Origin of the sequence: Pedobacter sp. AW31-3R, from assembly GCF_052180285.1 — a bacterium.
Taxonomy (GTDB): Bacteria; Bacteroidota; Bacteroidia; order Sphingobacteriales; family Sphingobacteriaceae; genus Pedobacter.
In genome coordinates this window covers 3866147-3890099 of the sequence record NZ_CP197475.1, presented here as the reverse complement: position 1 = coordinate 3890099, position 23953 = coordinate 3866147, and the positions used below count along the sequence as shown (strand labels likewise).

At 42.8% G+C, this 23953-nt stretch carries 18 protein-coding genes; 12 read left to right on the top strand and 6 right to left on the bottom strand.

The window, feature by feature from the left end:
• Positions 1–160 precede the first annotated feature (160 nt).
• The 4 genes from ACSBL2_RS16045 to ACSBL2_RS16030 all read left to right on the top strand — a co-directional run bounded on the left by ACSBL2_RS16045 (position 161) and on the right by ACSBL2_RS16030 (position 6161).
• The gene (locus tag ACSBL2_RS16045; RefSeq protein WP_442587558.1) at positions 161–2635 is read left to right on the top strand and encodes a mechanosensitive ion channel family protein; all 2475 of its coding nucleotides are present in this window, start codon (positions 161–163) and stop codon (positions 2633–2635) included.
• A 391-nt stretch (positions 2636–3026) separates the two neighbouring features.
• Positions 3027–4418, top strand: coding sequence for a DNA/RNA non-specific endonuclease (locus ACSBL2_RS16040; RefSeq protein WP_442587557.1), 1392 nt, complete (start codon positions 3027–3029; stop codon positions 4416–4418).
• 188 nt (positions 4419–4606) lie between these two features.
• On the top strand, positions 4607–5353 hold the full coding sequence (locus ACSBL2_RS16035; protein WP_442587556.1) for a DUF481 domain-containing protein: 747 nt from the start codon (positions 4607–4609) through the stop codon (positions 5351–5353).
• A gap of 211 nt (positions 5354–5564) precedes the next feature.
• Positions 5565–6161, top strand: a complete 597-nt coding sequence (locus ACSBL2_RS16030; protein WP_442587555.1) for an acetate uptake transporter — start codon at positions 5565–5567, stop codon at positions 6159–6161.
• A 297-nt stretch (positions 6162–6458) separates the two neighbouring features.
• On the opposite strand, the gene ACSBL2_RS16025 is transcribed toward ACSBL2_RS16030, so the two are convergent.
• The 3 genes from ACSBL2_RS16025 to ACSBL2_RS16015 form a co-directional block, all read right to left on the bottom strand.
• A complete protein-coding gene (locus ACSBL2_RS16025; RefSeq protein WP_442587554.1) occupies positions 6459–7697 on the bottom strand; it encodes a cation:proton antiporter in 1239 nt (412 codons plus the stop codon).
• A gap of 158 nt (positions 7698–7855) precedes the next feature.
• Entirely contained in the window at positions 7856–8491 is a 636-nt protein-coding gene (locus tag ACSBL2_RS16020) for a response regulator (RefSeq protein WP_442587553.1), read from the bottom strand.
• Positions 8478–10499 carry a tetratricopeptide repeat-containing sensor histidine kinase gene (locus tag ACSBL2_RS16015; protein WP_442587552.1) on the bottom strand — a complete coding sequence of 674 codons (2022 nt, stop codon included), beginning with the start codon at positions 10497–10499 and terminating at the stop codon, positions 8478–8480. The genes ACSBL2_RS16020 and ACSBL2_RS16015 overlap by 14 nt, the downstream gene beginning before the upstream one ends.
• A 208-nt stretch (positions 10500–10707) precedes the next feature.
• On the opposite strand from ACSBL2_RS16015, the gene ACSBL2_RS16010 reads away from it, so the two are divergent.
• Positions 10708–11127, top strand: a complete 420-nt coding sequence (locus ACSBL2_RS16010; RefSeq protein WP_442587551.1) for a hypothetical protein — start codon at positions 10708–10710, stop codon at positions 11125–11127.
• A 65-nt stretch (positions 11128–11192) separates the two neighbouring features.
• Here ACSBL2_RS16010 and ACSBL2_RS16005 read toward each other — a convergent pair whose 3' ends face one another.
• A complete protein-coding gene (locus ACSBL2_RS16005) occupies positions 11193–12017 on the bottom strand; it encodes an alpha/beta hydrolase (RefSeq protein ID WP_442587550.1) in 825 nt (274 codons plus the stop codon).
• A 320-nt stretch (positions 12018–12337) separates the two neighbouring features.
• On the opposite strand from ACSBL2_RS16005, the gene ACSBL2_RS16000 reads away from it, so the two are divergent.
• The 3 genes from ACSBL2_RS16000 to ACSBL2_RS15990 are packed head-to-tail and all read left to right on the top strand — an operon-like array spanning position 12338 to position 16534.
• Positions 12338–13831, top strand: coding sequence for an ankyrin repeat domain-containing protein (locus ACSBL2_RS16000; RefSeq protein WP_442587549.1), 1494 nt, complete (start codon positions 12338–12340; stop codon positions 13829–13831).
• Between the two features lie 4 nt (positions 13832–13835).
• Entirely contained in the window at positions 13836–14330 is a 495-nt protein-coding gene (locus tag ACSBL2_RS15995; protein WP_442587548.1) for a DUF2271 domain-containing protein, read from the top strand.
• 5 nt (positions 14331–14335) lie between these two features.
• A complete protein-coding gene (locus ACSBL2_RS15990; RefSeq protein ID WP_442587547.1) occupies positions 14336–16534 on the top strand; it encodes a PepSY domain-containing protein in 2199 nt (732 codons plus the stop codon).
• A gap of 90 nt (positions 16535–16624) precedes the next feature.
• Here ACSBL2_RS15990 and ACSBL2_RS15985 read toward each other — a convergent pair whose 3' ends face one another.
• Positions 16625–17614, bottom strand: a complete 990-nt coding sequence (locus ACSBL2_RS15985) for an FAD:protein FMN transferase (RefSeq protein ID WP_442587546.1) — start codon at positions 17612–17614, stop codon at positions 16625–16627.
• Positions 17615–17776: 162 nt separating this feature from the next.
• On the opposite strand from ACSBL2_RS15985, the gene ACSBL2_RS15980 reads away from it, so the two are divergent.
• On the top strand, positions 17777–19207 hold the full coding sequence (locus ACSBL2_RS15980) for a TonB-dependent receptor (RefSeq protein WP_442587545.1): 1431 nt from the start codon (positions 17777–17779) through the stop codon (positions 19205–19207).
• Between the two features lie 359 nt (positions 19208–19566).
• Here ACSBL2_RS15980 and ACSBL2_RS15975 read toward each other — a convergent pair whose 3' ends face one another.
• On the bottom strand, positions 19567–19896 hold the full coding sequence (locus ACSBL2_RS15975) for a hypothetical protein (RefSeq protein WP_442587544.1): 330 nt from the start codon (positions 19894–19896) through the stop codon (positions 19567–19569).
• 370 nt (positions 19897–20266) lie between these two features.
• Here ACSBL2_RS15975 and ACSBL2_RS15970 point away from each other — a divergent pair, with 370 nt between their 5' ends.
• The 3 genes from ACSBL2_RS15970 to ACSBL2_RS15960 all read left to right on the top strand — a co-directional run bounded on the left by ACSBL2_RS15970 (position 20267) and on the right by ACSBL2_RS15960 (position 23933).
• Positions 20267–20605, top strand: a complete 339-nt coding sequence (locus tag ACSBL2_RS15970) for a hypothetical protein (protein ID WP_442587543.1) — start codon at positions 20267–20269, stop codon at positions 20603–20605.
• 199 nt (positions 20606–20804) lie between these two features.
• A complete protein-coding gene (locus ACSBL2_RS15965) occupies positions 20805–23156 on the top strand; it encodes a TonB-dependent receptor (RefSeq protein WP_442587542.1) in 2352 nt (783 codons plus the stop codon).
• A 57-nt stretch (positions 23157–23213) separates the two neighbouring features.
• The gene (locus ACSBL2_RS15960; RefSeq protein ID WP_442587541.1) at positions 23214–23933 is read left to right on the top strand and encodes a DUF4625 domain-containing protein; all 720 of its coding nucleotides are present in this window, start codon (positions 23214–23216) and stop codon (positions 23931–23933) included.
• The last annotated feature ends 20 nt before the right edge of the window (positions 23934–23953 follow it).

The window sequence follows — 23953 nt, the reverse complement described above, 5'->3', positions numbered from 1 at the left end:
TTAATAAAAATAATATTTTTTTATCGAGTATTTTATTCTTTATGAAGAAATTATACTGCCTTGTTGAATTCTTTGAATGGGTTAGCATTTATAAATATCTTTTTATTAATTATTGGTTTCATATGGCCTTTTTCGTATTATTGGATTAAGCCATTTAAGTATGCGTTCGACAATCTATTTCTGCTTTTCTGCTGTTGTTTTCCTTTGTGTCTTTTCCTTGTATGCTTCAGCGCAGAACAGGGATAGCAGTAGTTTATTGAAAAAGAGAGACAGTATAGCGAAAGGATTTGTAGATCGGATGCAGGATTTCGCAAAACAGTCCGCAATAAAGAGTAAAGCAGAATTTGAATCGGATAAGGCACTTGCAGTTCAGGCAAGGGTTTTTGAAGAAGTCAGATTAACCATGCAGAGTGCCAAGGGTTACATGAAGTCGGGCCTGGATACATTGACCCTTAAGCAAAACCTTAGGGAAATCCAAAATGGTTTTAGAACAGCCGCCGATGGAGTATTCATCCACAAAGGAACTGCCCAGACCTACCGTAACCTGACTGCAACAAAAAAAATAATAAACGAGCTGATTGCGGAAGCAAAAATACGGAAAATAAAGCTGGATGCCAGAGAGAAGGCTTTGAACGGATACCGTTTTCGTATGGACTCATTATTGACCATCCCGGAACTTTTCAACTTTCCAAAGGATTCACTGGAGCTGATCGACTACCTTCGAAGTCTGGTGACTGTTGCCAGGGAAACAGGCCCTGTTGACTCTTCGCTGAGGATCGCAGGTCGTAATGTCCAGCAATTGCTGAATGTATATAATACTGAAATCAATCAACTTAGGCTAAGTGTAGATGAAATTGAACAGGAGGAGCAAAAAATGGCTAAAACTACCTTTAACCGGGAGTTTCCCAATATCGGGCATGCTCCAGGATACTACAGGCCATTCCGGGAAATTCTGAATTTGTCGGGAATAAAAGGTTTGCTTACGCTCAAATTCTATACGGTCAACAATATATGGAAATTAATAGTGCTCATTGGACTTGGAATTGTGTCCAGTATTTATCTGCGTTCCCTAAAGCTGATTTATAAGGCAAAGGGACTACTAACTAATAGTCATGAGGGACAACTGGTGATCAGATATCCCATACTCACTGCAGTTCTGCTGGTGATCAGTATGTTTCAGTTTATGTTTTTTTCGCCGCCATTTATTCTGAATGTCATATTCTGGCTCATCTCCTGTATTTGTTTGACGATTATCTTTAAGGGCTATATCACACGGTACTGGATGTCAGTCTGGTTACTTATGTTATCTTTCTTCTTTTTAGCTGCTGCAGATAATCTGGTGCTTCAGGCATCAAGGATTGAGCGTTGGTTCATGCTTGTGATCGCTCTAATGGGAATCATCTCAGGCAGTGTTATTATTTTCCAGAAACGTCAGCATGAGTTGCGGGAGAAATGGATAGTTTATTCTATTGGCTTCATGGTAATCCTGGAAGTGGCTTCAGTCGCTATGAATATATTTGGCAGGTACAATCTCTCCAAAACCCTTTTCATAGGTGGATTTTTGAACGTTGTTGTGGCTATTTTATTCCTTTGGGTAGTTAGATTTATCAATGAGGGGCTTGTGATGGCCTTTGATGTATATACTGTTCAGGATAAGAAACTTTTCTATCTGAATTTCGGACGTGTAGGTTCAAGAGCCCCATCTTTGCTTTACTTGTTATTGATATTGGGATGGGGGATCTTAATGGGCCAAAATTTTCCACTATTTGAATATCTGTCCCAGCCACTACTGAGTTTTTTGAATATGGACAGGACTATTGGAGATTATACATTTAGCATCAATTCGCTTTTTCTTTTCTTTACCATCATGTCTATCGCTGTTATGGTTTCTAAAATTGTTTCCTTCTTTGCTTCCGATGAACACCTGGCCATAAATAAGGATAATGATTCAAGAAAACAAAGACTCGGCAGCTGGGTTCTTTTGGTGCGCATATTTATCCTCTCTGCAGGCCTTTTTTTAGCAATAGCGGCGGTAGGGATACCTATGGATCGAATTACTATTATCATTGGAGCTCTGGGCGTTGGCATAGGATTTGGTCTGCAAACCCTGGTCAATAATTTGGTGAGTGGCCTCATTATTGCCTTTGAAAAACCCGTTAATGTGGGCGATATTGTTGATGTCGATGGACAGGGGGGAACCATGAAGTCTATTGGTTTCCGGAGCAGTGTCATCACAACCTGGGATGGAGCTGATCTGGTAATGCCAAATGGTGATTTGCTTAACTCTCATCTGATGAACTGGACGCTTGCAGGAAACCGGAAAAGAATTTCAATCCTCATAGGTATTTCTTATGATGCTGACCTGGAAAAATGCCGGGAGATTTTAAAGGGAATTCTGGATGGAGAGGAACGCATCAGCAAATCCCATCCCCCGGTTGTTCAGTTTGAACAGTTTGGATCTAGTTCAATTGATCTCAGAATTTATTTTTGGACCAGGCATATGTCCGATAACAATTCGACGAGGAGTGATTTAATGATATCCATAACAAAGGCTTTCATATTAAATGATATTAAGATTCCTTTTCCTCAACATGACGTTTATTTGCATAGGACGGAGAAAGACAGGGAACTATAGATTTAATAATTCAGCATCTTTAATAATTCAGCATCGGAAATACAGCTTTGCATTGACAGCTATTGGCATCTTTCATCTGATCTGATGAAAGATATTCGTAAATTATAGATTCCTGAGATGTTTTGGATTGATACTATTGCTCTGTTTCTGAGTTTTTTACCTAAAAATCACAATTTCTGTAACAATAATATGGTAAAAACGTGAAAAATAGTGTAATCCCTGTGTTGTTCTTTAGTGTTCAGTGGATTATGATTAAATATTGCGGTTGAAATGTTTTAATGTTAATAAAAATACATTAAGAGATCTAAATTGATACCTGTTGATAACGTTAAATTAACATGAAGACCCCATATTTGTACCTCATTTAACGATTTACCTATTTATACAATTCATGATGATGAAGAAATTTTTACTGCTGGGAAGTCTTGCCCTGGTTTTTACAGGCTGTTCCAAGTCCACACCCGAAATTAACGACCCCATAGTTTACAGTATTACTGAAGGATTTGAAAATTCTAAAAAAGACCCTTACGCACTTGGAACCATGTCTTCGTCAACCGGAACATGGAGTTTAGACGATGCTCTGGTAGGCAGCCTGGCCACCGACCTAAAAAATGAGACTAAAAGTGTCAGATTAAGAACGGGTAATGTGACCATGAACTTTGATGTCAAAGGCATGAAAATGCTGTATATTAAACATGGTAAATTTGGTAAGGATGTCAATTCAACCTGGCAGCTGATGATGTCAGTCGATGGGGGAACCACATTTACACAAGTGGGTTCAGATATCCTAGAAGACAATACCGTATTGAAACTGGATTCATTTCAGGTAACAGCAACTGTCCCGGTTCGCTTTCAGATCAGAAAGACCGGAACAGCAAGGGTAAATTTTGATGACATTACTTTCAAAGGTACGGGTGATCCCGGAATCGTTGCATCAGCACCGGAAACCCCGCCAGTAGACCCTACGCCAACACCAACAACACCAACTGATCCGCGTGGTGTCACTGCCGGACCAGATGCACAGCCGGTAACAGGAGATAACAGTAATGCATTTTTCGGAAACCCTTCTGGTGCAACAAGTCTCACCGCAGATAACTTCCTGATTGACCAGCATTATTATGTGCAGTCCTATAGCAGCAGCAGAGGTACGCCTAACTGGGTGAGCTGGCATTTGGATGTGGCCGACTTTAACGGTACTTCTGATCGTCTGGATAATTTTGCTGCATTTAACGGATTACCTTCAGGCGCTTTCCAGGTTGATGAAAATAGTTACAGGAATTCCGGATTCGACAGGGGACACAATACGCCTTCCGGAGACCGTACAAGTTCAACGAATGCCAATAGTGCAACCTTCCTGATGACAAATATGATCCCTCAGGCACCACAAAATAATCAGGGACCCTGGAACAATATGGAGATCTATCTGCGCTCAATTGCACAACAAGGCAACGAGGTGTACGTGATTATGGGAAGTTACGGAAGTGGCGGTGTCGGAAGCAATGGTTCGGCTACGACTATTGCAAACGGAAAAGTAACGGTACCTTCTCATGTTTGGAAAGTTGCAGTTATCCTTCCTAAAGGTGACAATGATCTCAGTCGTGTAACGAATACCACCCGTGTAATTGCAGTAAATACGCCAAATATCAATACCTTAAATGCCGACTGGAAAACTCACCGTGTATCTGTAAGGGATATTGAAAAAGCTACCGGTTACAACTTGCTTTCTGCTTTGCCACAAAGTGTGCAGGATGCAATTGAAACTACTGTTGATCAGGTGAACTAGTCTGTACAGACAAGAGTTTCATTTACTAATGATAAAATGCCTGATCATCAAATATTGGTCAGGCATTTTATTTACCATTGTATTAATTAATCAATTGATAGCGGTGAAGATGGGGCAGGAGGTCTCTACAACCCACCTGATCTGTATACCCGCACAAACAACAATTGGGTTTTCTTGTTGAATACAACATGAATAGTATTTTTTCTCCCCGAATTCTGTTGTTTCTTCCGCTGCTGCTGATCTGCCACACGTGTTTTGCACAGTTTAATGATTCTACCCATTATGTGCTGAATTACAATACCGGAGGATCAATCAATTCCACCAATGAGAGTAAGGCGTATCTGCTGAATAATGCGGTGCGGTTTGGCGTAAAGAAAAAAACAATAAGCCTCAATTTTAATAACAACTGGATCTATGGGAAGCAGAACCGGCAATTGACCAACAATGATTTCTCCTCCTCGCTGGATTTTAATCTGTACAAAACCTTTCCCCACTTTTTCTATTGGGGACTGCTGAACTACAATACCAGCAGATCACTCAAGATCAATAATCAGCTGCTGGCCGGGGCGGGCATTGCTTATAGCATTTACGACAGGGAGGATGCATACCTCAATGTAAGTAACGGGATTTTATATGACAGCAGTGATTTGATGCTGGAATCGGGTATAAATGATACTTACCACACCTATAGAAATTCTTTCCGGCTGACTTTCAATTTTGTGATCAGTAAATTAATCGTATTGAACAATTCCTCCTTTTTACAGCCTTCCCTGAATAACATCCATGATTATATTGTGAAATCAAATTCATCGGTCTCTTTCAGGCTGAATCAGTGGCTGAGCTTAAATACAAGTTTCAATTACAACCGGATCTCCCGTACCAATAGGGAAAACTCCATCTTAAGTTACGGGCTGAAATTTGAAAGATATTTTTAGTAGAATAAAATGCTTTTATGACTGATCAGCAGGGGGCAGGGGCAACTGTAAAAATAAATTGAGAGTTTATTCTGTAAATATGGAATCTCTGCCTTACCTTTGATTCATCAGATGATACGATCAATGAAAGGTCGATGCAGTCTATCCTGTCAGGAAGAATAAACCGGCTATCCACCATCTGACAATCTCAAAATTTTACATATAACGACAAATGAAACAACAACTCCCTGTGGCAGAAAATATCGCCACTAATTTAACCGCCAATCCGGGGCCGCTTGGTCTGTGTGCTTTTGGTATGACTACAGTATTGCTAAATATTCACAATGCTGGTTTTTTCGAAATGAATGCAATGATCCTCGCGATGGGTATTTTCTATGGTGGACTGGCCCAGGTGATCGCCGGCATCATTGAAGCAAAAAAGAACAATACTTTTGGGTTGACTGCTTTTACTTCATATGGTTTCTTCTGGCTTTCCCTGGTGGGGCTGATCGTGATGCCTAAATTGGGCTGGATCCCAGCAGCCCCGGAAGAAGCAATGGCTTGTTATTTAAGTATGTGGGGTATATTCACTTTATTGCTTTTTTTTGGTACACTAAAACTCAACCGCGGATTGCAGGTGATATTTGGTTCGCTGACCATCCTGTTTTTTCTGTTGGCTGCGGGAGATTTTACAGGTAATCCGGTTTTTACCCATATCGCGGGATATGAGGGGATCTTTTGTGGCGCCTCTGCTATTTATACAGGTACGGGAGAAGTATTGAATGAAATTTATAACCGTGAGATCTTTCCCATAGGAAAGATGCATTAAAAATGAGGTAGTGAATCCCCAAAAATGATAGGGTTAGGGACGATCAATAGATCAATAGAATCATCCCTGATCATTAAAATCTGGCAGATCCTGACGCGGGTTCTGCGGGATTCAAGGGAAAAACATAATTCTCTGTTAGAAAAAACAGCCTTCATCAGGTTAGTGTTGCTTAAATAAAATCCGTTATATACCTACAGATTATTCTATAGGTATATAACGGATTTTATGTGCTATCAGCGCCCTCAAATCTTCAATTTCAACAACTGGATCTGCTTGCAGGGACTTGTAATTTCTCCGTTAATCGACCAGCTTGTTCACTACTTTATTCAAGGTTAAACCCTGTACAATAATGGAGAATACTACAATGATATAACTGATGGATACAATCATAGGTTTGAACTCTGAAACCGGAAGGGATAGTGCCAGTGCGACTGAAATACCACCCCGAAGTCCGGCCCAGATGACAATAGCCAGGCGGTTATAGGGTAATTTCAGCCTTCTTCCCAGAAGTATTGCGGGGGCTGTTATACTGACTGCACGCGCAATTAAGACAAACAGGATGGCAAATAAACTGATTAACCAGTAGGCTGAGTAGAAGTGGATCACGGCAATCTGCAGCCCTATCATGACGAAAAGGATGGTGTTTAAAAGATCATCAATCAATCCCCATATTTTATTTAATATTTGATTCAGCGATATTTCATCTGTTGTTTTCGCCAGCTTTACATTACTTAAATATAAGCCGGCGGCAACAGCAGCCAGTGGGATGGAAATATGAAGCAGACTGCCCAGTACGGCAATTCCCATCACCATGGAAATGGTGATCATCAGGATGGTCTGCAAATCAGCAATTCTCCGGATCAGGTAACTGCACAGATAAGCCGATGCCAGACCAAACAGGATTCCTCCAAATACTTCCTGTGTAAAGAGCTGTAAGGTGTGCGACCAGGTAAATACTACGGTGGCATCTTCTGTAAGTTCACGCAGGATCACGAATAAAAGGATTCCAACACCATCATTAAACAATGATTCTCCGCCAATGATAGTCTCCAGCGACTTGGGAATCCTCGATTTTTTTAAGACAGAAAGTACCGCAACAGGGTCGGTGGGCGAAATCAATGCGCCAAAAAGTAAACAGTATAACAGTGGAACATCTATCCCGAACAAGGGAAGTGTCCAGTAAAAAAGAAAGCCAAAGATAGTTGTGGAGCCGAGAACTCCTACGGTACTCAGAATCAGGACTGGCCGTTTTTGCTGTTTCAGTTTTTCCAGATCAAAGTGCAGTGCACTGGCAAAAAGAAGGAAGGCCAGCATGACATCCAATAGGGTACGGGTAAAGTCCACGCTGGAATTCAGTTCTTTAATGAAATCGTATGCGGCGGGAAATGATTTACCGGTAATCAGGATGACAATGGAAAGCACAATGGCAATCACCATAATGCCGATAGTTCCGGGGAGTTTTACATATCGCTGATTGATATAAGAAATAAGAGAACTGAGCGTAAAGAGAGCGGCAATGGTCGTAAAGGTATCCATTAATCAGACAGGCGTTTTTTGAGTAGTAAAAAAATAATTATTGTTTAAAATTTGGTTGAGACACATAGATTGTTGCCCCAAACATCCTTAATATAGGGTTTTAAAGCTATTTTATATAAATTTAATTGATGTTTTCAGGATAGTTTGACATCTATCTGTTAAAGTACCCCCAATTGTGTGGCTGTGCTGATGAGTTGTGCCACATTGCGTACCCCGAACTTTTGAAGGAGGTTTCTGCGGTGTGTTTCTATCGTCAGCTTACTTAAAAATAAATCTGTAGCAATATCCACAGTTGTTTTTCCGGAAGCAATGAGTTTCAGAATTTCGTTTTCTCTTCGGGTAAGCATGGGAATCTCTCTGATCTCGGCGATTTGGGGCCGCGAAATAATTTCCTGTATACTGGCACTGAAAGTAATCCTTCCTTCAATGGCTTCATGTATACAATTGATGAGCTCTGCTGAAGAAGCATTTTTGAGGAGATAACCGCTGGCCCCATTTTGAAGCATCTTCATGATCATGCTGCGTTCATTGTGGTTGCTGAAGGCGATCACTACCGTATCGGCTGCCAGTGTTTTAATTTCTTTGCAGAGATCTATCCCCCCAATGTCTGGCAGCGTAATATCCAGCAAAACGATCTGCACAGGAGTATGTGTAAAGTAATCAAGGAAGTCCCGGCCATTGGTAAAGCTTCCTGTAATCTCTATATCCGTATGGTCTGACAGGAGGTTTTTAATTCCTTCAATGACAATTGGATGGTCGTCGACGATGGCCAGTGTATGTTTATGCTGTGACATGAATCTCTATGTTTATATTTGTTCCTTCTTCTGTTTCTGAAGATAGTATTTCCATCTTTCCATTTAAATAATCTACCCTCGTTTTGATATTATGGAGGCCCATTCCATGTTTTTCGGGAGATTCAGCAGGATTGAATCCTTTACCATTGTCTTCTACGGTGATGAAAAATACACCGCTGTTCTGGCTGCATTGCAGGAGAACACTGGTTGCCTGTGCATGGCGTACCACGTTGCTGAGCAGTTCCTGAACAATACGGTAAATGGTGATCTGCTCCTGGATAACCAGGTTATTGCTGATGCCAAAACACTGAAAGTCTACCTGCAACTGTTCAGACAGGAAGGATTCACATAAATCATTCAATGCCGTCTCAATGCCAAATTTAACCAGCGATGCCGGCATCATGTTCCGGGAGATATGCCTCAGCTCATTGATGGAGTTGTCAAGCTGATCAATAATGCTGGAGATGCCGGTATCTTTCGCCACAGGATGGTCAACAGCATAACCTGAGAGGTTCATTTTGACGACGGCGAGCATTCCGCCTAGTCCATCGTGTAAATCGCGGGCCACACGGCTCCGTTCCTCTTCCTGTCCCTGCAGCATGGCTTGGGTGATGCTGATCTGGTGTTGTTGCTGTACATATTTGATTTCCTGCTGATGGTTGAGCTCTTTCTGTGCAACCAGCTTCCTGGTGTTTCGGTAGAAAAAATATCCCGCAATAAGGATAAAGAGGAGGAATAGCGTTAAGGCGCCCAACAGCCAGCTGAGCAGTCTGCTGTTTTTAGCTTCCAGGTTGACCTTTTCATTTGCAGCTTTGAGCACGGCTATGCTTTTGCTGTTTTCCGCATTGCGGAATTTCAATTCCAGCTCATGGATGTCTTTATTCAGCTGACTTTCATACAGACTATCACTCAGCAGGGAATGGCGTCGCAGCCAGGTATAAGCTTCTTTTTCATTTCCCAGGATGTGATTGGTCTTGGCCAGTTCATTATATATTTCCTTTCGGTTATTGGCTGATGCCATAAACTCTTTTTCCTGGGATAGGCTGTCAATCAGCTGTTTGGCCGCACGGTATTGCTTTAGCTGTTTTAGAGCCGAATATTTCTGCAGCAATAAGGTCTGGACCAGGTATCTTTTTTTTAATTCCCTTGCCATTGCTATACCTTTATTGTAACTGTCCAGGGCCAGTTGATATTCCTTGTTCTCCTCGTAGTAGTTTCCTTCTGTAAAGTAATAATCGGCAAGTTTGATCGATTTTTTAGGTGGACGGAGGATGATCTTTGCTTTATCCAGGAATTTCTTTGCTTCGGGTAATTCCAGTAAATACACATAATTCGAGGCCGCCAGGATATAGGTGCTGACGAGTATGGATGATTTTGCCGGTATATGCTTGGATAGCTGAATTGCCAGTTTAAAATAGGTTTCAGCTTTACGGTGCTGCCTGCTGTTCATGAAGATCAGACCGGTCTGTGAATAGTACTTGGCCAGCATTGCGCTGTCCATACTTTTCTTTGTCAGCGGTATGACTTTGTTCAAGAGGATATCTACAACTGATGAGATATGATCGGCCTGCTGTTGTAAAATGGCACTGTTGTACCATAGCTTCGACCGGAATACATACGCTTCTTTGGAGGTGTAGGCAGAAAGCAGGCTGTTTCCTTTTAAAATCGCTTTCCTGCTTCTAAGGGTATCTGTACCCAGGTAAAGGTCAGATTCAAAAAAATAGGAAATGGCCTGTATATAAGGGTAGGACTTTCCCAGCTGTCTGCCTTTTCCAAGGTAAGCTTTTCCTTTTTCCAGGTCACTTTTATTGGACCAGTATTGTGCCAGCGAAAGACTCGTACGTGCCTTAGCGCTGTCTGACTTCCCCAGCCGTAAAGCATTCTCCAGGCTGTCCGCATATTCTTTTTCATTGACAGGCAATTGGCCTTTACTCCAGAAAGCAAGAAAGAACAGGAGTAGAAATATAACGGTAAATCTTTGATGATTTACACTTTGCTGGTCTGACATTCAGAGTAGTTACAAATGAGACATTACCTCTATATACTATACTTAAAGGCTTAAAATTATCTGGTAAGGTAATAATATTTATCCTGAATGGTTAAAAAAAATGAAAAATACCAGAAAACCAGTAGAAATAATACCGGGAATACTGGTATTGCAGAAGGATGATTATCGAAATAGCTTTGCCCTTATCTAAAATTTATTTAAAATATCTATGAAAAACTTAACAACAAAAAAGTCCCTTTTGAAATTATTTACCCTTCCTTGTCTGGTACTGACGATCTTATTTACTTCCTGTTCAAAAGATGATAATGATGGACCTGAAGGAGATAACAGCTACCCTAAAGAGGTGAACATTGAGTATAGGGTGACCTCGGTAAGCGGGATAACAGGCGGAGATGTATTGTATACCAACAGTACGGGCGGCCAAACGAGTGTGGATAATATCTCCCTGCCGTACAGTGTGAAATTGAAAAGAACGGTTAATCAATATGATAACCTGGCGTTAAATTTCAGTGCACAGGGAAATGGTGAAGTGAAGGCCGAACTTTTAGTGGAAGATAAAGTGGTGGAAACCAAGAATTTTTCCGGTACTTCTTTTATCAGCGGAAGCGCCGTATATCTTTTCCAATAGGTGAATGTGTGACAGGGTATAGCTTAAATGATGTACCCTGTCTGTTTTATACCTACTAAGCCGTATTATTTTTTGCCCAGGATTTCAGCAGAAACGGCACTTACTTCTTTTAACAACAAAGGGAATGCAGGTTCAGCCATTCCACCATGGTCAAATCCATCCAGTTCATAGAGTACGGTTCGTGTATTTCCTGTGAGCTTCATCATCCTGGCCAGATAGGCATTTTCCTCATAGCGACCCAGCATTTCTTTCTCGCGGTCGCCTGTAATCAGCAACATAGGAGGTGCATCTGCACGAGCAAAATACAAAGGGGCATATTCATCTATCACTACTTTTGTGTCTTTCAATCCATGTTCCTGCCTTACCGTAAAATGGGTAATCGCCTGTCCGCTGAAAGGAATGAGCGCCGCAATCCTGTTGGCATCAATCCGGTATTTGGCCAGGTATTTTTTGTCAAGCGTAACCATCATGCCCAGGTAACCACCTGCAGAATGTCCGGAAACAAAGATGAGATCAGGATTTCCGCCATACTTGCTGATGTTGTTAAATGCCCAGGCTACAGCTGCTGCTGCATCTTCAATGTAAGCAGGGGCAACTACCTTTGGAGATAACCTGTAGTTAACAGCGATGACTGCATACCCCTTGTTCATCAGTTTCTCCGGGATTTCTTTTTGTCCCTGGGTCATTCCCCCGCCATGAAACCATACAATGGTGGAAAAGTTTTTCTTTCCCTTTGGATAGTAAATATCCAGGACACATCTTGATGACATGTATTCATCTTTTTTTGCCGTGTCAGGATAGTATTGGATATTTTTTGTCGTAACATACGGAATTTGTGCATGCAGGGTGCAGGTGCCGAGCAACAGCATAAAGAAAAATAGTTTTTTCATACAGATAGGGTGTTTTTATCAAATAGTTTCGTCAATATTCGGTTTTAATGGGCTGTACTTCTGCTGGTAAAGATAAACTGTGAGGAGTCAAGTTAAAGATCCTGATCAAGTTTAAATACTGCCAGCTTTGTAAAAATAATAATAGGGAAGCACAAAATATTAGATTTTAGTCTTTATCTGGAATCATTCTTATTAGATTTGGACAGGATTGAGGAGATCTCAGTTCAGGAGAAATACAAGGGGATTGACAACAATCCGTTTGATGCAGTCACCAGACCATTAATGAGCAACAACATAGTATTGAAAAACCATAGATAAGAATGAAAAAACTAATTATCGCTTTTACGGCATTTATTTCCGTTTCGGTCCATGCACAGGACAATACCCTCCTGGAAACTTCTTTCTGGAGAGGCAATCCGGATGTCAGCCAGATCAAAGCTGAAGTACAGAAGGGAAACAATCCTTCCCAGTTCAATAGAATGAGCTTTGACCCGGTGGTGCTGGCCATCAATTCTGAGGCCTCTGCTGAAGCGCTGAAATACCTGCTGGATCAGCCGGGAAATGATGTCAACAAGCTGACGCATGATGCACGTACCTATTTACACTGGGCAGCAAGCAAAGGGAATGTTGAAATTATGGAATACCTGATCGCTAAAGGTGCAAAAGCAAATATTCAGGATAGTCATGGTACAACTGCATTAAACTTCGCCGCCAGTGCGGGCCAGCAGGATACAAAAGTATACGACCTTTGCCTGGCGAACGGTGCTGACCTTAAAAAGGATGTCAGTACTGAAGGAGCTAATGCTTTGCTGCTTGCAGTTGCCAGCGATAAGGATTTTAAAGTGACGGATTATTTTGTCTCAAAAGGACTGAGCCTGAACAGTACGGATGCCAAAGGAAATAACGCTTTTAGTTATGCTGCCAGATCCGGTAATATCGATATGCTGAAAGCATTATTGAAAAAAGGTGTGAAACCTGGTCAGAATGCAATGCTGATGGCCGCACAGGGTACACGCAGAGGCGCAAATACACTGGAAGTTTATCAATACCTGGAAACGCTGAACCTTAAACCTGCAGTTGCCGGTCAGCATGAAAATGTCCTGCACGCTATCGTACGCAAGCCAAAACAGAATGATATTATTAAATATTTCCTTTCAAAAGGTGTGGATGTGAATCAGGCCGACGAAGATGGCAATACGGTATTGATGAATGCATCCGCATTTAACCGCGATCCTGATGTCCTGACACTGTTACTGGCAAAGGTAAAAAATATCAATCAGACGAACCTGAAAGGGGTATCTGCATTGGCAATGGCTGTACGCAGCAATTCTCCTGAAGTGGTCGCATTCCTGATCGGCAAAGGAGCCGATGTAAATATGGCAGATAAAGACGGTAACAACCTGGCTTATTACCTGCTGGAATCTTATCGCCCGCAACAAAATGGCCCTTCATTTAACGGAGCTAAAACGGAAGACTTTACCCAAAAAATGAAAATACTTGAGAATGCGGGTTTCAAAGTGACTACTCCTCAGAAAAATGGCAATACACTCTATCACCTCGCCGTACTTAAAGATCTTCCGTTGTTGCAAAGCCTGCAGCCGATGGGAATTGACGTGAATGCAAAGAATGCCGAAGGGATTACCGCTTTGCATAAAGCAGCGATGATCGCTAAAGATGATGCCATGCTGAAGTATCTTTTATCCATTGGTGCTAAAAAAGAACTGGCTACCAGTTTTGAAGAAACTGCGTTCGACCTGGCAAGTGAGAATGAATCCCTGTCCAAAAATAATGTATCTGTTAACTTCCTGAAATAATTTTATGTCTAATCTATTCAAACTAGCCCTGTTCTTACTTATCCTAACGTTTGCCCGGCCTGAGTCGTCCATGGCGCAGAAAGCCGGAGCCGCCAAATATAAATGCATGATCCAGATGACCAATTATATGGGCGAAGGAGCGTATGTTGTCATCTCGCTCATCGATAGTAAAGGTGCTTATGAGAAAACTTTATATGTCATGGGATCAGATAAAAAATGGTACAATTCCCTGAAAGAGTGGCATAAGTTTTATGCGAAGAAACCTACCAATATCAGTGCCATTACCGGTGCTTCTGTCACCGGGGGCGACCGTAGCGTGAACATCATTGAGATTGATCAGTCGAAATTGAATGCCGGTTATAAATTAAGATTTGAAAGTGCCGTGGAGGATAAAAACTACCATGTAAAAGACCTGGAGGTGCCCTTAACTACGGCAGCACTTGCCGCAAAAAATGAAGGTACGGGTTATATCCGTTATGTCCGCTTCATTCCTAACTAAAGGCTATGACCATTTCTATATGGAGATACAGCCACCTCACTTTGGCTGTATCTTCTTTTCTATTGCTTACGCTGGCATCAGTAACCGGCATTATTCTTTCTTTCCAACCTTTAACGGAGAAAATTCAGCCTTACCGTGCGGCGAACTTTAATGAGCTGAGCATTGCCCAGACCATCCCTTCACTCAGAAAGGTCTATCCCGGAATTACTGAGCTCAGTGTGGATGCAAACCAGTTTGTACAGATCAAAGGCAGTGATGCCAATGGAGAGAACCTGCAGGTGTATGTGAATCCTGAAAACGGAAAGATTTTAGGGAAACCAAAGAAGGAAAATGAGTTCTTCCAATGGGTAATTGGTCTGCACAGATCACTCTTCTTACACGAGATCGGCAGGTTTTTCGTGGGACTCACCGCATTCCTGCTGTTATTGATTACAGTTTCGGGTACCTTGTTGATTATTCAGCGGCAGCGTGGACTGAAGCGTTTTTTCAGCCGTATTGCGAGAGATAACTTTGCCCAGTTTTACCATGTGGTGCTGGGACGCTGGTCTTTGATCCCGATTTTAATTGTTTCGCTGACAGGGACCTATCTTTCCCTGGTCAGGTTCGAACTGATTCAAACGCCGAAAATTTCCTCCAGTGTAGATTTTGACGCCATCAAGTCTGAACCCGAAAAGAAAGATGTCGACTTTGTCCTTTTCAAAAACACGAAACTTTCAGAGGTTGTTTCGGTAGAATTCCCCTTTTCTGAAGATGTGGAGGATTATTATACTTTTAAGCTTAAGGATAGGGAAGTGGCTGTCAACCAGGTTACAGGAGAGGTGCTGTCAGAACTGAAGTATCCTGCAACGGTACTGCTGACGAACTTGAGCCTGAACCTGCATACCGGACGTGCCAGTGCCATTTGGGCAATTGTGCTGGCGGTGGCTTCCGCAAATATTCTCTTTTTTATTTATTCCGGTTTTGCCATTACTTTTAAGAGACTTGGAAACAGGACGAAGAACAAATATACTGCTGAAGAAAGCCGTTTTATCCTATTGGTAGGTTCAGAGAATGGCAGTACTTACCGTTTTGCACAGGCGGTACACCAGGCTTTGCTGAAAGCGGGACAGAAGTCTTATGTGACAGCGCTGAACAATTATACGGTTTATCCCCATGCGGAATATCTGCTGGTACTTACGGCAACTTACGGATTGGGGGATGCGCCTACGAATGCAGCAAGATTTGCCGCACTGCTGGAAAAGCATCCACAACAACAGCCCGTTCACTATTCTGTTCTGGGCTTCGGCTCACATGCTTATCCCGATTTCTGTAAATTCGCCTTTGCACTGAATAATTTATTGTCCCACCAGTCCTGGGCAGTGCCACTTACAGATGTGCATACGGTGAATGATAAATCTCCTGCCGATTTCGGTCTGTGGGTAGAAGCATTGGCCCAGCAGGAAGGAATACCGGAAATTGCCCTGCCTGATGATTTGCATGCAACGCACCTTAATCCGCTGGAGAACCTTACCGTAACGGCAAATATCGCTGCGGCCCGTGCCGATGGAATGTTTTCACTAAGCCTGAAACCCCGGCGCAGACTCCGCGTCAGGTCGGGCGACCTGCTGGCGATTTATCCGGAGAACGACCACCGTGAGCGGCTGTATTCCATCGGCATGATTGCCAGTGAAATCCGGTTGAATGTGCGATTGCAGCCTAACGGACTTGGATCTGGCTTTTTGAACAGGCTAAATACCGGTGAAAAGATCAAAGCCAGGATTATCAGCAATTCGCATTTCCATTTTCCTGATCAGGCACCTGAGGTGATCATGATTTCCAACGGAACGGGAATAGCACCTTTCCTGGGGATGATTGATGAGAATAAGAAGAAAACTCCCTGCCAGTTGTATTGTGGCTTCCGGGAATCTTCTTCACTGGAGATGTATAAGAGTTTCCTGGAGGAAAACCAGGTGACTAAAAAGCTGGTTCAGCTCCACCCTGCATTTTCTCGCGAAGGGAACAAACAGTATGTCAGTGACCTCATCCGCAGGGATGCAGATGGAATTGCCAATGCGCTGAACCGCGGAGGAGTGATCATGATCTGTGGTTCTCTTGCCATGCAAAAGGATGTGGTTGAACTGCTGGAAACCATATGCGGGGAAAAAACAGGAAACAGCCTGACCTTTTATCAATCCAGAAATCAAATCAGGACAGATTGTTATTAACCTTAAGAGGTCTTCAACCGCAATAAGGCGCAGGTTGGCTGATCGCATTCCTGAACTGCAAAATTCAGCAGGGCGGAAGCATACATTTGCTTACCTCAGCTTATGTTTCCTGAAATTCAACTCCGGAGAAGAGATGATTTGTCCCTTATCGGTAATCAGGAGGTAATGGTATTCGGGAAATTTTTTGATGAAGTTCAGGGCGGCATCCTGTCCCAAAACCATCATGGAAGTACTGAAACCATTTGCCATTTCGGCGCTTGGCCCGAAGACGGTTACACTGCAGAGCCCTGTGGCCGGATAGCCGGTTACAGGATTGATGATATGGGAATACCGTTTTCCGTTAAAGCTGACATATTTTTCATAGCTGCCGGAAGTGACTACAGCTCCCTGCTGTAAGGGAACAATGGCAATCAGCTTATCCTCCCGCATGGGGTTGGTGATTCCAATGGTCCAGTCACTTCCATCTGGTTGTTTTCCCCAGGCACTGATATCACCGGAACCATTGACTAAACCAGACATTATCCCTCTCGCAAGCATCATGTCACGGCATTTATCTGCGGCATATCCTTCACCTAAAGCACCAAAACCGATCTTCATTCCTTTATTTTTTAAGAATACCGTACAATTTATACTGTCCAGAATAATGTTTTGATATCCTACTTTCTCTACAGATTGCTTAATCAGCGCCGCTGAAGGCATTTCTTTCATGGATCCATCGAATTTCCAGATCCTGTCCATCGCAGCGAAACTGATATCAAAGGCACCACCAGTCAGGCGCGAGAGTTCCATTGCCCTTTGGGTCAGCTGAAATACTTCCCTGTCTACTTTTACCGGGCGGATCCCGGCATTTTTGTTTACCTGGGACACCTGTGTTTCCGGACGCCAGTCGGATATCAGGTTCTCAATCCGCGTTACTTCAGCTATAACGGTATCTATATTTTGTTGTGTAGAGAGCGTATCAGGTCCTGACAGCGTAATTCCCCAGCGGCTGCCCATCAGTAAAGTGGTTCGTTTTTTTAAGACCTGGGAATTTGCATTAAGGGTGACAAGGAGGAGCAATAAAAGGAGCGTATGTTTCATTTAAAATAATAACGTTGAATTCGTCAAAACATTTCAATGATCGGTTTTTTTTTGATAAGTAAACAGCCTTATTTGCTATCTGGAAGGCTTTTTTACCTGATATTCCCTTAAGATGACTATATTGTAGCGTTTATAAGATCGTTACACACCTTATTCAAAAGCATGGACACTACGCATAATAAATTTATTGGAACGAAACAAAAGGCACTTTCCATCAATCTCGATCCGCATATTTATGGATCATTCGCAGAAATCGGAGCAGGGCAGGATGTAGCCGCTCATTTTTTTAAGGCAGGTGCTGCAGCAGGTACCATCGCAAAAACAATGTCGGCCTATGATATGGCATTTTCTGATGCGATTTATGGGGTTCAGCAGGTGAAACGTTATGTGAGTGAACAAAGGCTGATGTCAATGCTGACCCATGAGTATGATCTTTTAATCGAGCGCCTGCAACAAAAAAGGGGCGATGCCTCTACTTTCTTTGCATTTGCAGATACCTTTTCGTCGTTAAATTACCATAAAACCAATGAGGGGCATGGCTGGATGGGCGTACGTTATCAGCAGGAACCCAATGGTGAATTTCATGATGTGGTTTTACATGTGAAGCTGCTGGATAATGACAATGGTTTACAGCACTCAGCAGTGGGCATATTGGGGGTAAACCTGGTTTATGCCTGCTTTAACTACCATGAATCCCCTGCAGTATTTTTGCTTTCCCTGCTGGACGACCTGAGCAGGGACCGTATACAGATTGATATGATCCGTTTTGAAGGCCCTGGCTTCAGCAAAGTTGATAACCGGCTGATGAGCCTGCACCTGGTGAAATATGGTTTGTCTGATGCCGCAGTTTTCGGGCCGGATGGTAAAAACCTGCAGCCATCGGAAGTTTTATATAAAAAACATATCATGATCGTCCGTGGACGGTTCCGTCCGCTGATCAACGTCCATATGGATATGATCAATACCGGTGTGGAGCGCTTCATGCAGGAACCCGATGTAGATAATGAGAAGGTAATTGTCGTTACCGAGCTTACTTTGCAGGCCTTAAAGGAAAGGGGAGCCGATGATACAGCCGAAATTAATGAAAAGGATTTCCTTGACCGCGTGGATATCCTCTGCTCTGTGGGGCAGACCGTACTGATCTCAAATTTCCATGAGTATTATAAACTGGTCGCTTACTTATCGAAAATAACTTCGCTTAAAATGGGCGTGGTACTGGGATATCCTAATCTGGAGTTTATTTTCAATGAAGAACACTATAAATATCTGCAGGGAGGCATTCTGGAAGCTTTTGCCACTTTATTCAGCAGAAAGGTAAAGCTTTTTATCTATCCTACTTTAGGACGGGGAGTGGTATATGACTCCAAGAAATTTAGTCCCCCGCCTCACCTGATCGATTTATTTGAATACCTGATTGCGAATGATAAAATCGAGGATATTAAAAACTATAATGTAAATAACCTTCATGTGCAAACCGATAAAGTTCTTGAACTTGTCAAGGAAAATGCACCGGGCTGGGAGGAATATGTACCGGAGAAAGTGGCTGCAACGATTAAAGAACGTTCCCTCTTTGGATTTGCCGTGAAGGAATAGCATTCCGGAGTGGTTGTCAGCCTTGTATAGGGGTTCAACAGGGAGTTGAGCTGCTATTGAATTTTGAACTCCAACTGCATGCTGAAGCGGGAAACTGAGGCTGGTTAAAAATGATGCTGAAGCACAAATTCAAATGAACAGCAGAATAGGAAACAGCCAGCAATGTTCTTCTTCATACCCACAAATAAAAACACTGAAACAAACGAAGTCGTATCAATTGATACGACTTCGTTTGTTCTAAATACAGCTAAGCCCATCATCGACATTTTCAACTATTGAATGATCAGCGCTGATGTATGGTCATGAAACGCCCTCGTATCCGTATGGTGAATGCTGTAAGCTGGTACAGGATGTACAGCTTAAACTTTTTCAGTTTCTGCTTCAGGCACGATGACCTTTTTTGCTTTCGCTTCTTTTTTTACCAGAATAGGTTCTGCTACATTTACCGCCTCGTTAATTATTGCCGGATCAGCAACAACAATAAAAGCCGATTTGTCTACCTTAATGCTTTTAGCAAGTTTTTTCGACAATTGCTTTGCACCTTTTTCTACATCTTTATTTAATTTTTTTGAACCTTCCCCAAATTTCCCAACTATATCCTTTAAGCTTGCCAATAAGCTCTGGTGAATGTCTTTTTCCGCAGTTTTTCTGGCTGTTTTTACCAATGATTTAAGTTTGCTTTTTTTCATATAATTATCGTCTTGACCAAATATATGTTATCTGTGTGTTAATGTTGTATTATTTTTATGTTAACTGTGCTGATTTTCTTAACATTAGCTTAGGTTAAATTTCTTTCTGCCTTTTATAAGTACTGATGCTGAGTCGATTCTGCAGGCAGCTATTGTGAAACATATAGGTTAATTTGCTTTTAAATACCAGTTACACCCTATTGATTTGACAATAATTTGATTGGAGTTTCTTCCGGCTCGCAGGTTTAACATGGTTTGCCACTACAGGACGAGTTCAGATTGAGCTGAGTAATGAATTTGTTGCATCCCTGTTGCAATTATTTTATCTTTTAGTTTCCGGTTTGAAATATAATATGCAACTTTGCTGCACTTGAAAAGGATCAATACATATCAGCAAATGATAGGACAGGGGATAAGTATCCTGTTCCTGTTGCTTGCCCTATTTATTTCTTCCCTTCAACTGATTCATAGTCATGCCGATCGCAAAATTAGCCAGTATGCTGAAGAAGAACATACAACCACTATTGATGATCAATGTCATGTCTGCGATTTTCTGGTCCATCTGAAAACAGATGAGCAGCACTTTATTTACCCGGTACTTCCTTCTCCGCCACTTCCGCAAGCTATTGTTTACGGAAATCCAGTCTGTGCGGGGAATTATGAATTTACCCTTCAGGGTTTCACGAATAAAGGTCCCCCCCGTTCGTAAAGCTTAATATTTTATAGGCTCCCGGATCTTCTTCCGGTCGTTGCTGCCCTGTTTTATTTACCGAATTTTATTTAATCTTCCATTTTAACCCGGTATTGGGTATGGCTTTTTGCTGTCCCTTCGCTCCGGTTGGTGTTATTTTTTCCCTTACATGCGGGTTTCTTTCCTCTTTTTATTTTTTTTATGCGCTCCGGTGATCATGTATTCACAAGTGTTTCAGCTGAGCGGAAAGCTCTGTGCTGAGGGCAAAAATCCATTGCCTCAGGTGAGGATCAGACTGGATGGATCCGGCAAAATGACAACCTCCAATGCCCAGGGAGAGTTTATCCTCAGTGGAATAGCGGCCGGAAGTTATACCTTACATGCAGAACTGGAGGGTTACCATGCCCTTACACTCCTTGTGAAAGGGGATCGGCAACCTGTATATGTCACAGCAGAACTGATTAAAAAAGTGAAACAGCTGCAGGAAATTAAGGTCAGGGAACGCAGGGAAGAAGAACTGAGGCGCGAGGAATCATTGAATGTAGAAACACTGGGCAGCGATTTTATCCAGCGTAACCTCGGCGGAAGTCTGATGAAAACACTGGAACGTGTACCTGGTATCAAAACGATTGGGATTGGCTCAGGACAGTCTAAACCACTGATCAGAGGCTTAGGATTCAACAGAGTCGTGGTGGTAGATAAGGGCGTTAAACATGAGGGACAGCAATGGGGAGCAGACCATGGTCTGGAGATCGATCAGTTCGCTGCATCAGGAGTACAGCTCATTAAAGGGGCAGCATCTTTTCTCTATGGTTCTGATGCAATTGGAGGAGTAATCCAGGTATTGCCTGCTCCGGTTCCTGCGGCAAATACCTTCGGCGGATCTGCAGAGTTGATCGGAAAAAGTAATAACCAGCAGTATGGGGGATCGGTGAACCTGTTTGGCCGTCAGCAGCATTGGTTTGCGAATGGAAGGTTTACCTGGCAAAGGTATTCGGATTACCGCGTGCCGGCAGATACTGTTTTCGTTTATGATTATGCCGTTCGGCTTCATGAGCAGCGCCTGCGCAATACCGCGGGATTGGAGTCTGCCGCACATTTGGATTTTGGCTATGCAGGAGACCGGTTCAAGTCTGTTTTTTCCATCAGTAATGTATACAGCAAAAGTGGCTTTTTTGCCAACGCCCATGGACTGGAGCCAAGAAGGGTGGATACCCTTCTTCATGACCGCTCTGCTTCGGATATACTCATGCCTTCACAGGAAGTGAACCATCTCAAAATAATTAACAGGACATCCTATTATTTCAGCGGACATTTACTGGAGATGGAGCTGGGCTTCCAGCATAATTTCCGCCAGGAATACAGTGCGTATGTAAACCATGGTTATATGCCGCCGGTATATCCGGATACCCTGCCTGATCCTTCAACCCTGGAGAGGGAATTCGACAAAAAGGTCTATTCCCTGAACCTGCGCGACCATTATCAGATCGGTAACCACAGCATCACCGGAGGGTTGAATGCGGAGTTCCAGCAGAACAGTATCGCCGGATGGAGCTTTCTGGTACCCGCCTTTGAACAGTTTACAGCGGGTTCATTTTTATATGACAAGTATAAACTCAGTGAGCAATGGATCCTCCATGGAGCCACACGTTACGATTACGGGCACCTGAAACTTTCTCCCTATGCCGACTGGTTCCCCTCTCCTGCAGGTGAGGGCAGTACGGCTTACCTGGTCCGTGCGAATGTACTTTCACGTAGTTTCAACAGCTTTGTATGGTCGGCCGGCGTCAATTACAACCCTGGAAAATTCAGCCTGAAATTCAACATGGGTAAGAGCTTCAGAATGCCGATCGCAAAAGAGCTGGGCGCAAACGGTGTCAACTACCACTATTTCAGTTATGAAAAAGGTAACGCTGCTTTATCTCCTGAACAATCTTACCAGGCAGATGTAAGCCTGCAATGGACAGATGAACGCTGGTCTGTCCAGTTGAGCCCTTTTTATAATTATTTTCCGAATTATATCTACCTGAATCCGACGGCCGAACATGATTTTACCTATGGTGCAGGAAACCAGGTTTTCCAATATGCCCAGAGTAAGGTAGAGCGTTTCGGGGCTGAGCTACAGGTAAAATATAAACTGTCGAATAGCTTTAGCACTACAGTCCTGGGGGAGTATTTAAGTGCCACACAGTTATCGGGAGATAAAAAGGGATATACCTTGCCCTTTTCCCCACCAGCCTCAGCGCTTTTCAACCTGACTTATGCTCCCGCTGATGGTGATTTCCTTAAGGGAACTTATGTCTCTGCCGATTACAGGCTGACGGCCAGTCAGCACAATATTGTTCCGCCAGAGCGTGAAACTCCCGGTTATCAGGTGCTGAATATCCAGGCCGGCACACAGCTGAAAATGAAAGGAACTGCCTTTCAGCTCAGTCTGCAGGTCCAGAACCTGATGGATACCAGGTATTTAAATCATACCAGTTTCTATCGGCTCATTGCCCTTCCTGAGGCCGGACGTAATATCGTCCTGTCGCTGAAGGTTCCGTTCAGTGGAAGGATTAAGCATTAAAACACAAAAAAATATAGGCATATAAACAATTTATCACATAATAAACAAACAACAACTATGAAGATTACAAAAACGATGATCGCCTTACTGATGTTCAGCTTTGTCATTACCTCCTGTAAAAAAGATGATGATGTGGAAGCGACTTTGCCACCACAGATTTCCGGGCTGGAAATTGGAACCAATAACAGTAAGATCGCCTATCAGGGAAATGATGTCCATGTGGAAGCAGAAGTTTCGGCAACTGCAAACCTTGCCAGTGTAACCCTTGAAATTCATCCTGAAGGTGCCGCTGCAGGTTGGGAATTTAAAGAGGTGTATACAGAAGGAATAGTGGGGTTGAAAAATGCAGCGTTTCACCAGCATCTTGATGTTCCTGCCGATGCCCCGCTGGGTACTTACCATGTTCACCTGGTGGTGACCGACCAGCAAGGCCGTACCACAGAAATGGAATCTGACCTGGAAATTAAATTTGATCCTACATTACCTTCTGCAACAGGTTTCGAAGTTGGCCTGAATACCGCAGGAAATGACCTCCATGTGGAAGCGACCGTAAATGCAGTGAATAAATTGGCAAAAGTAGTGGTGGAAGTCCATGGTGGTACTTTTGAAAAGGAATTCGAATTTACTGATGCAGCGATGGTGGGACAGACGACCTATAATTTACACAAACACCTGGATGTAACGGATGCTCCGGCCGGACATTACCATGTTCACCTGAAAGTTGTTGATCAGGCAGGTAAAGAGGTCGAAGTAGAAGAACACTTCGATAAATTATAAGAAGGAATTAATCTTTCAGC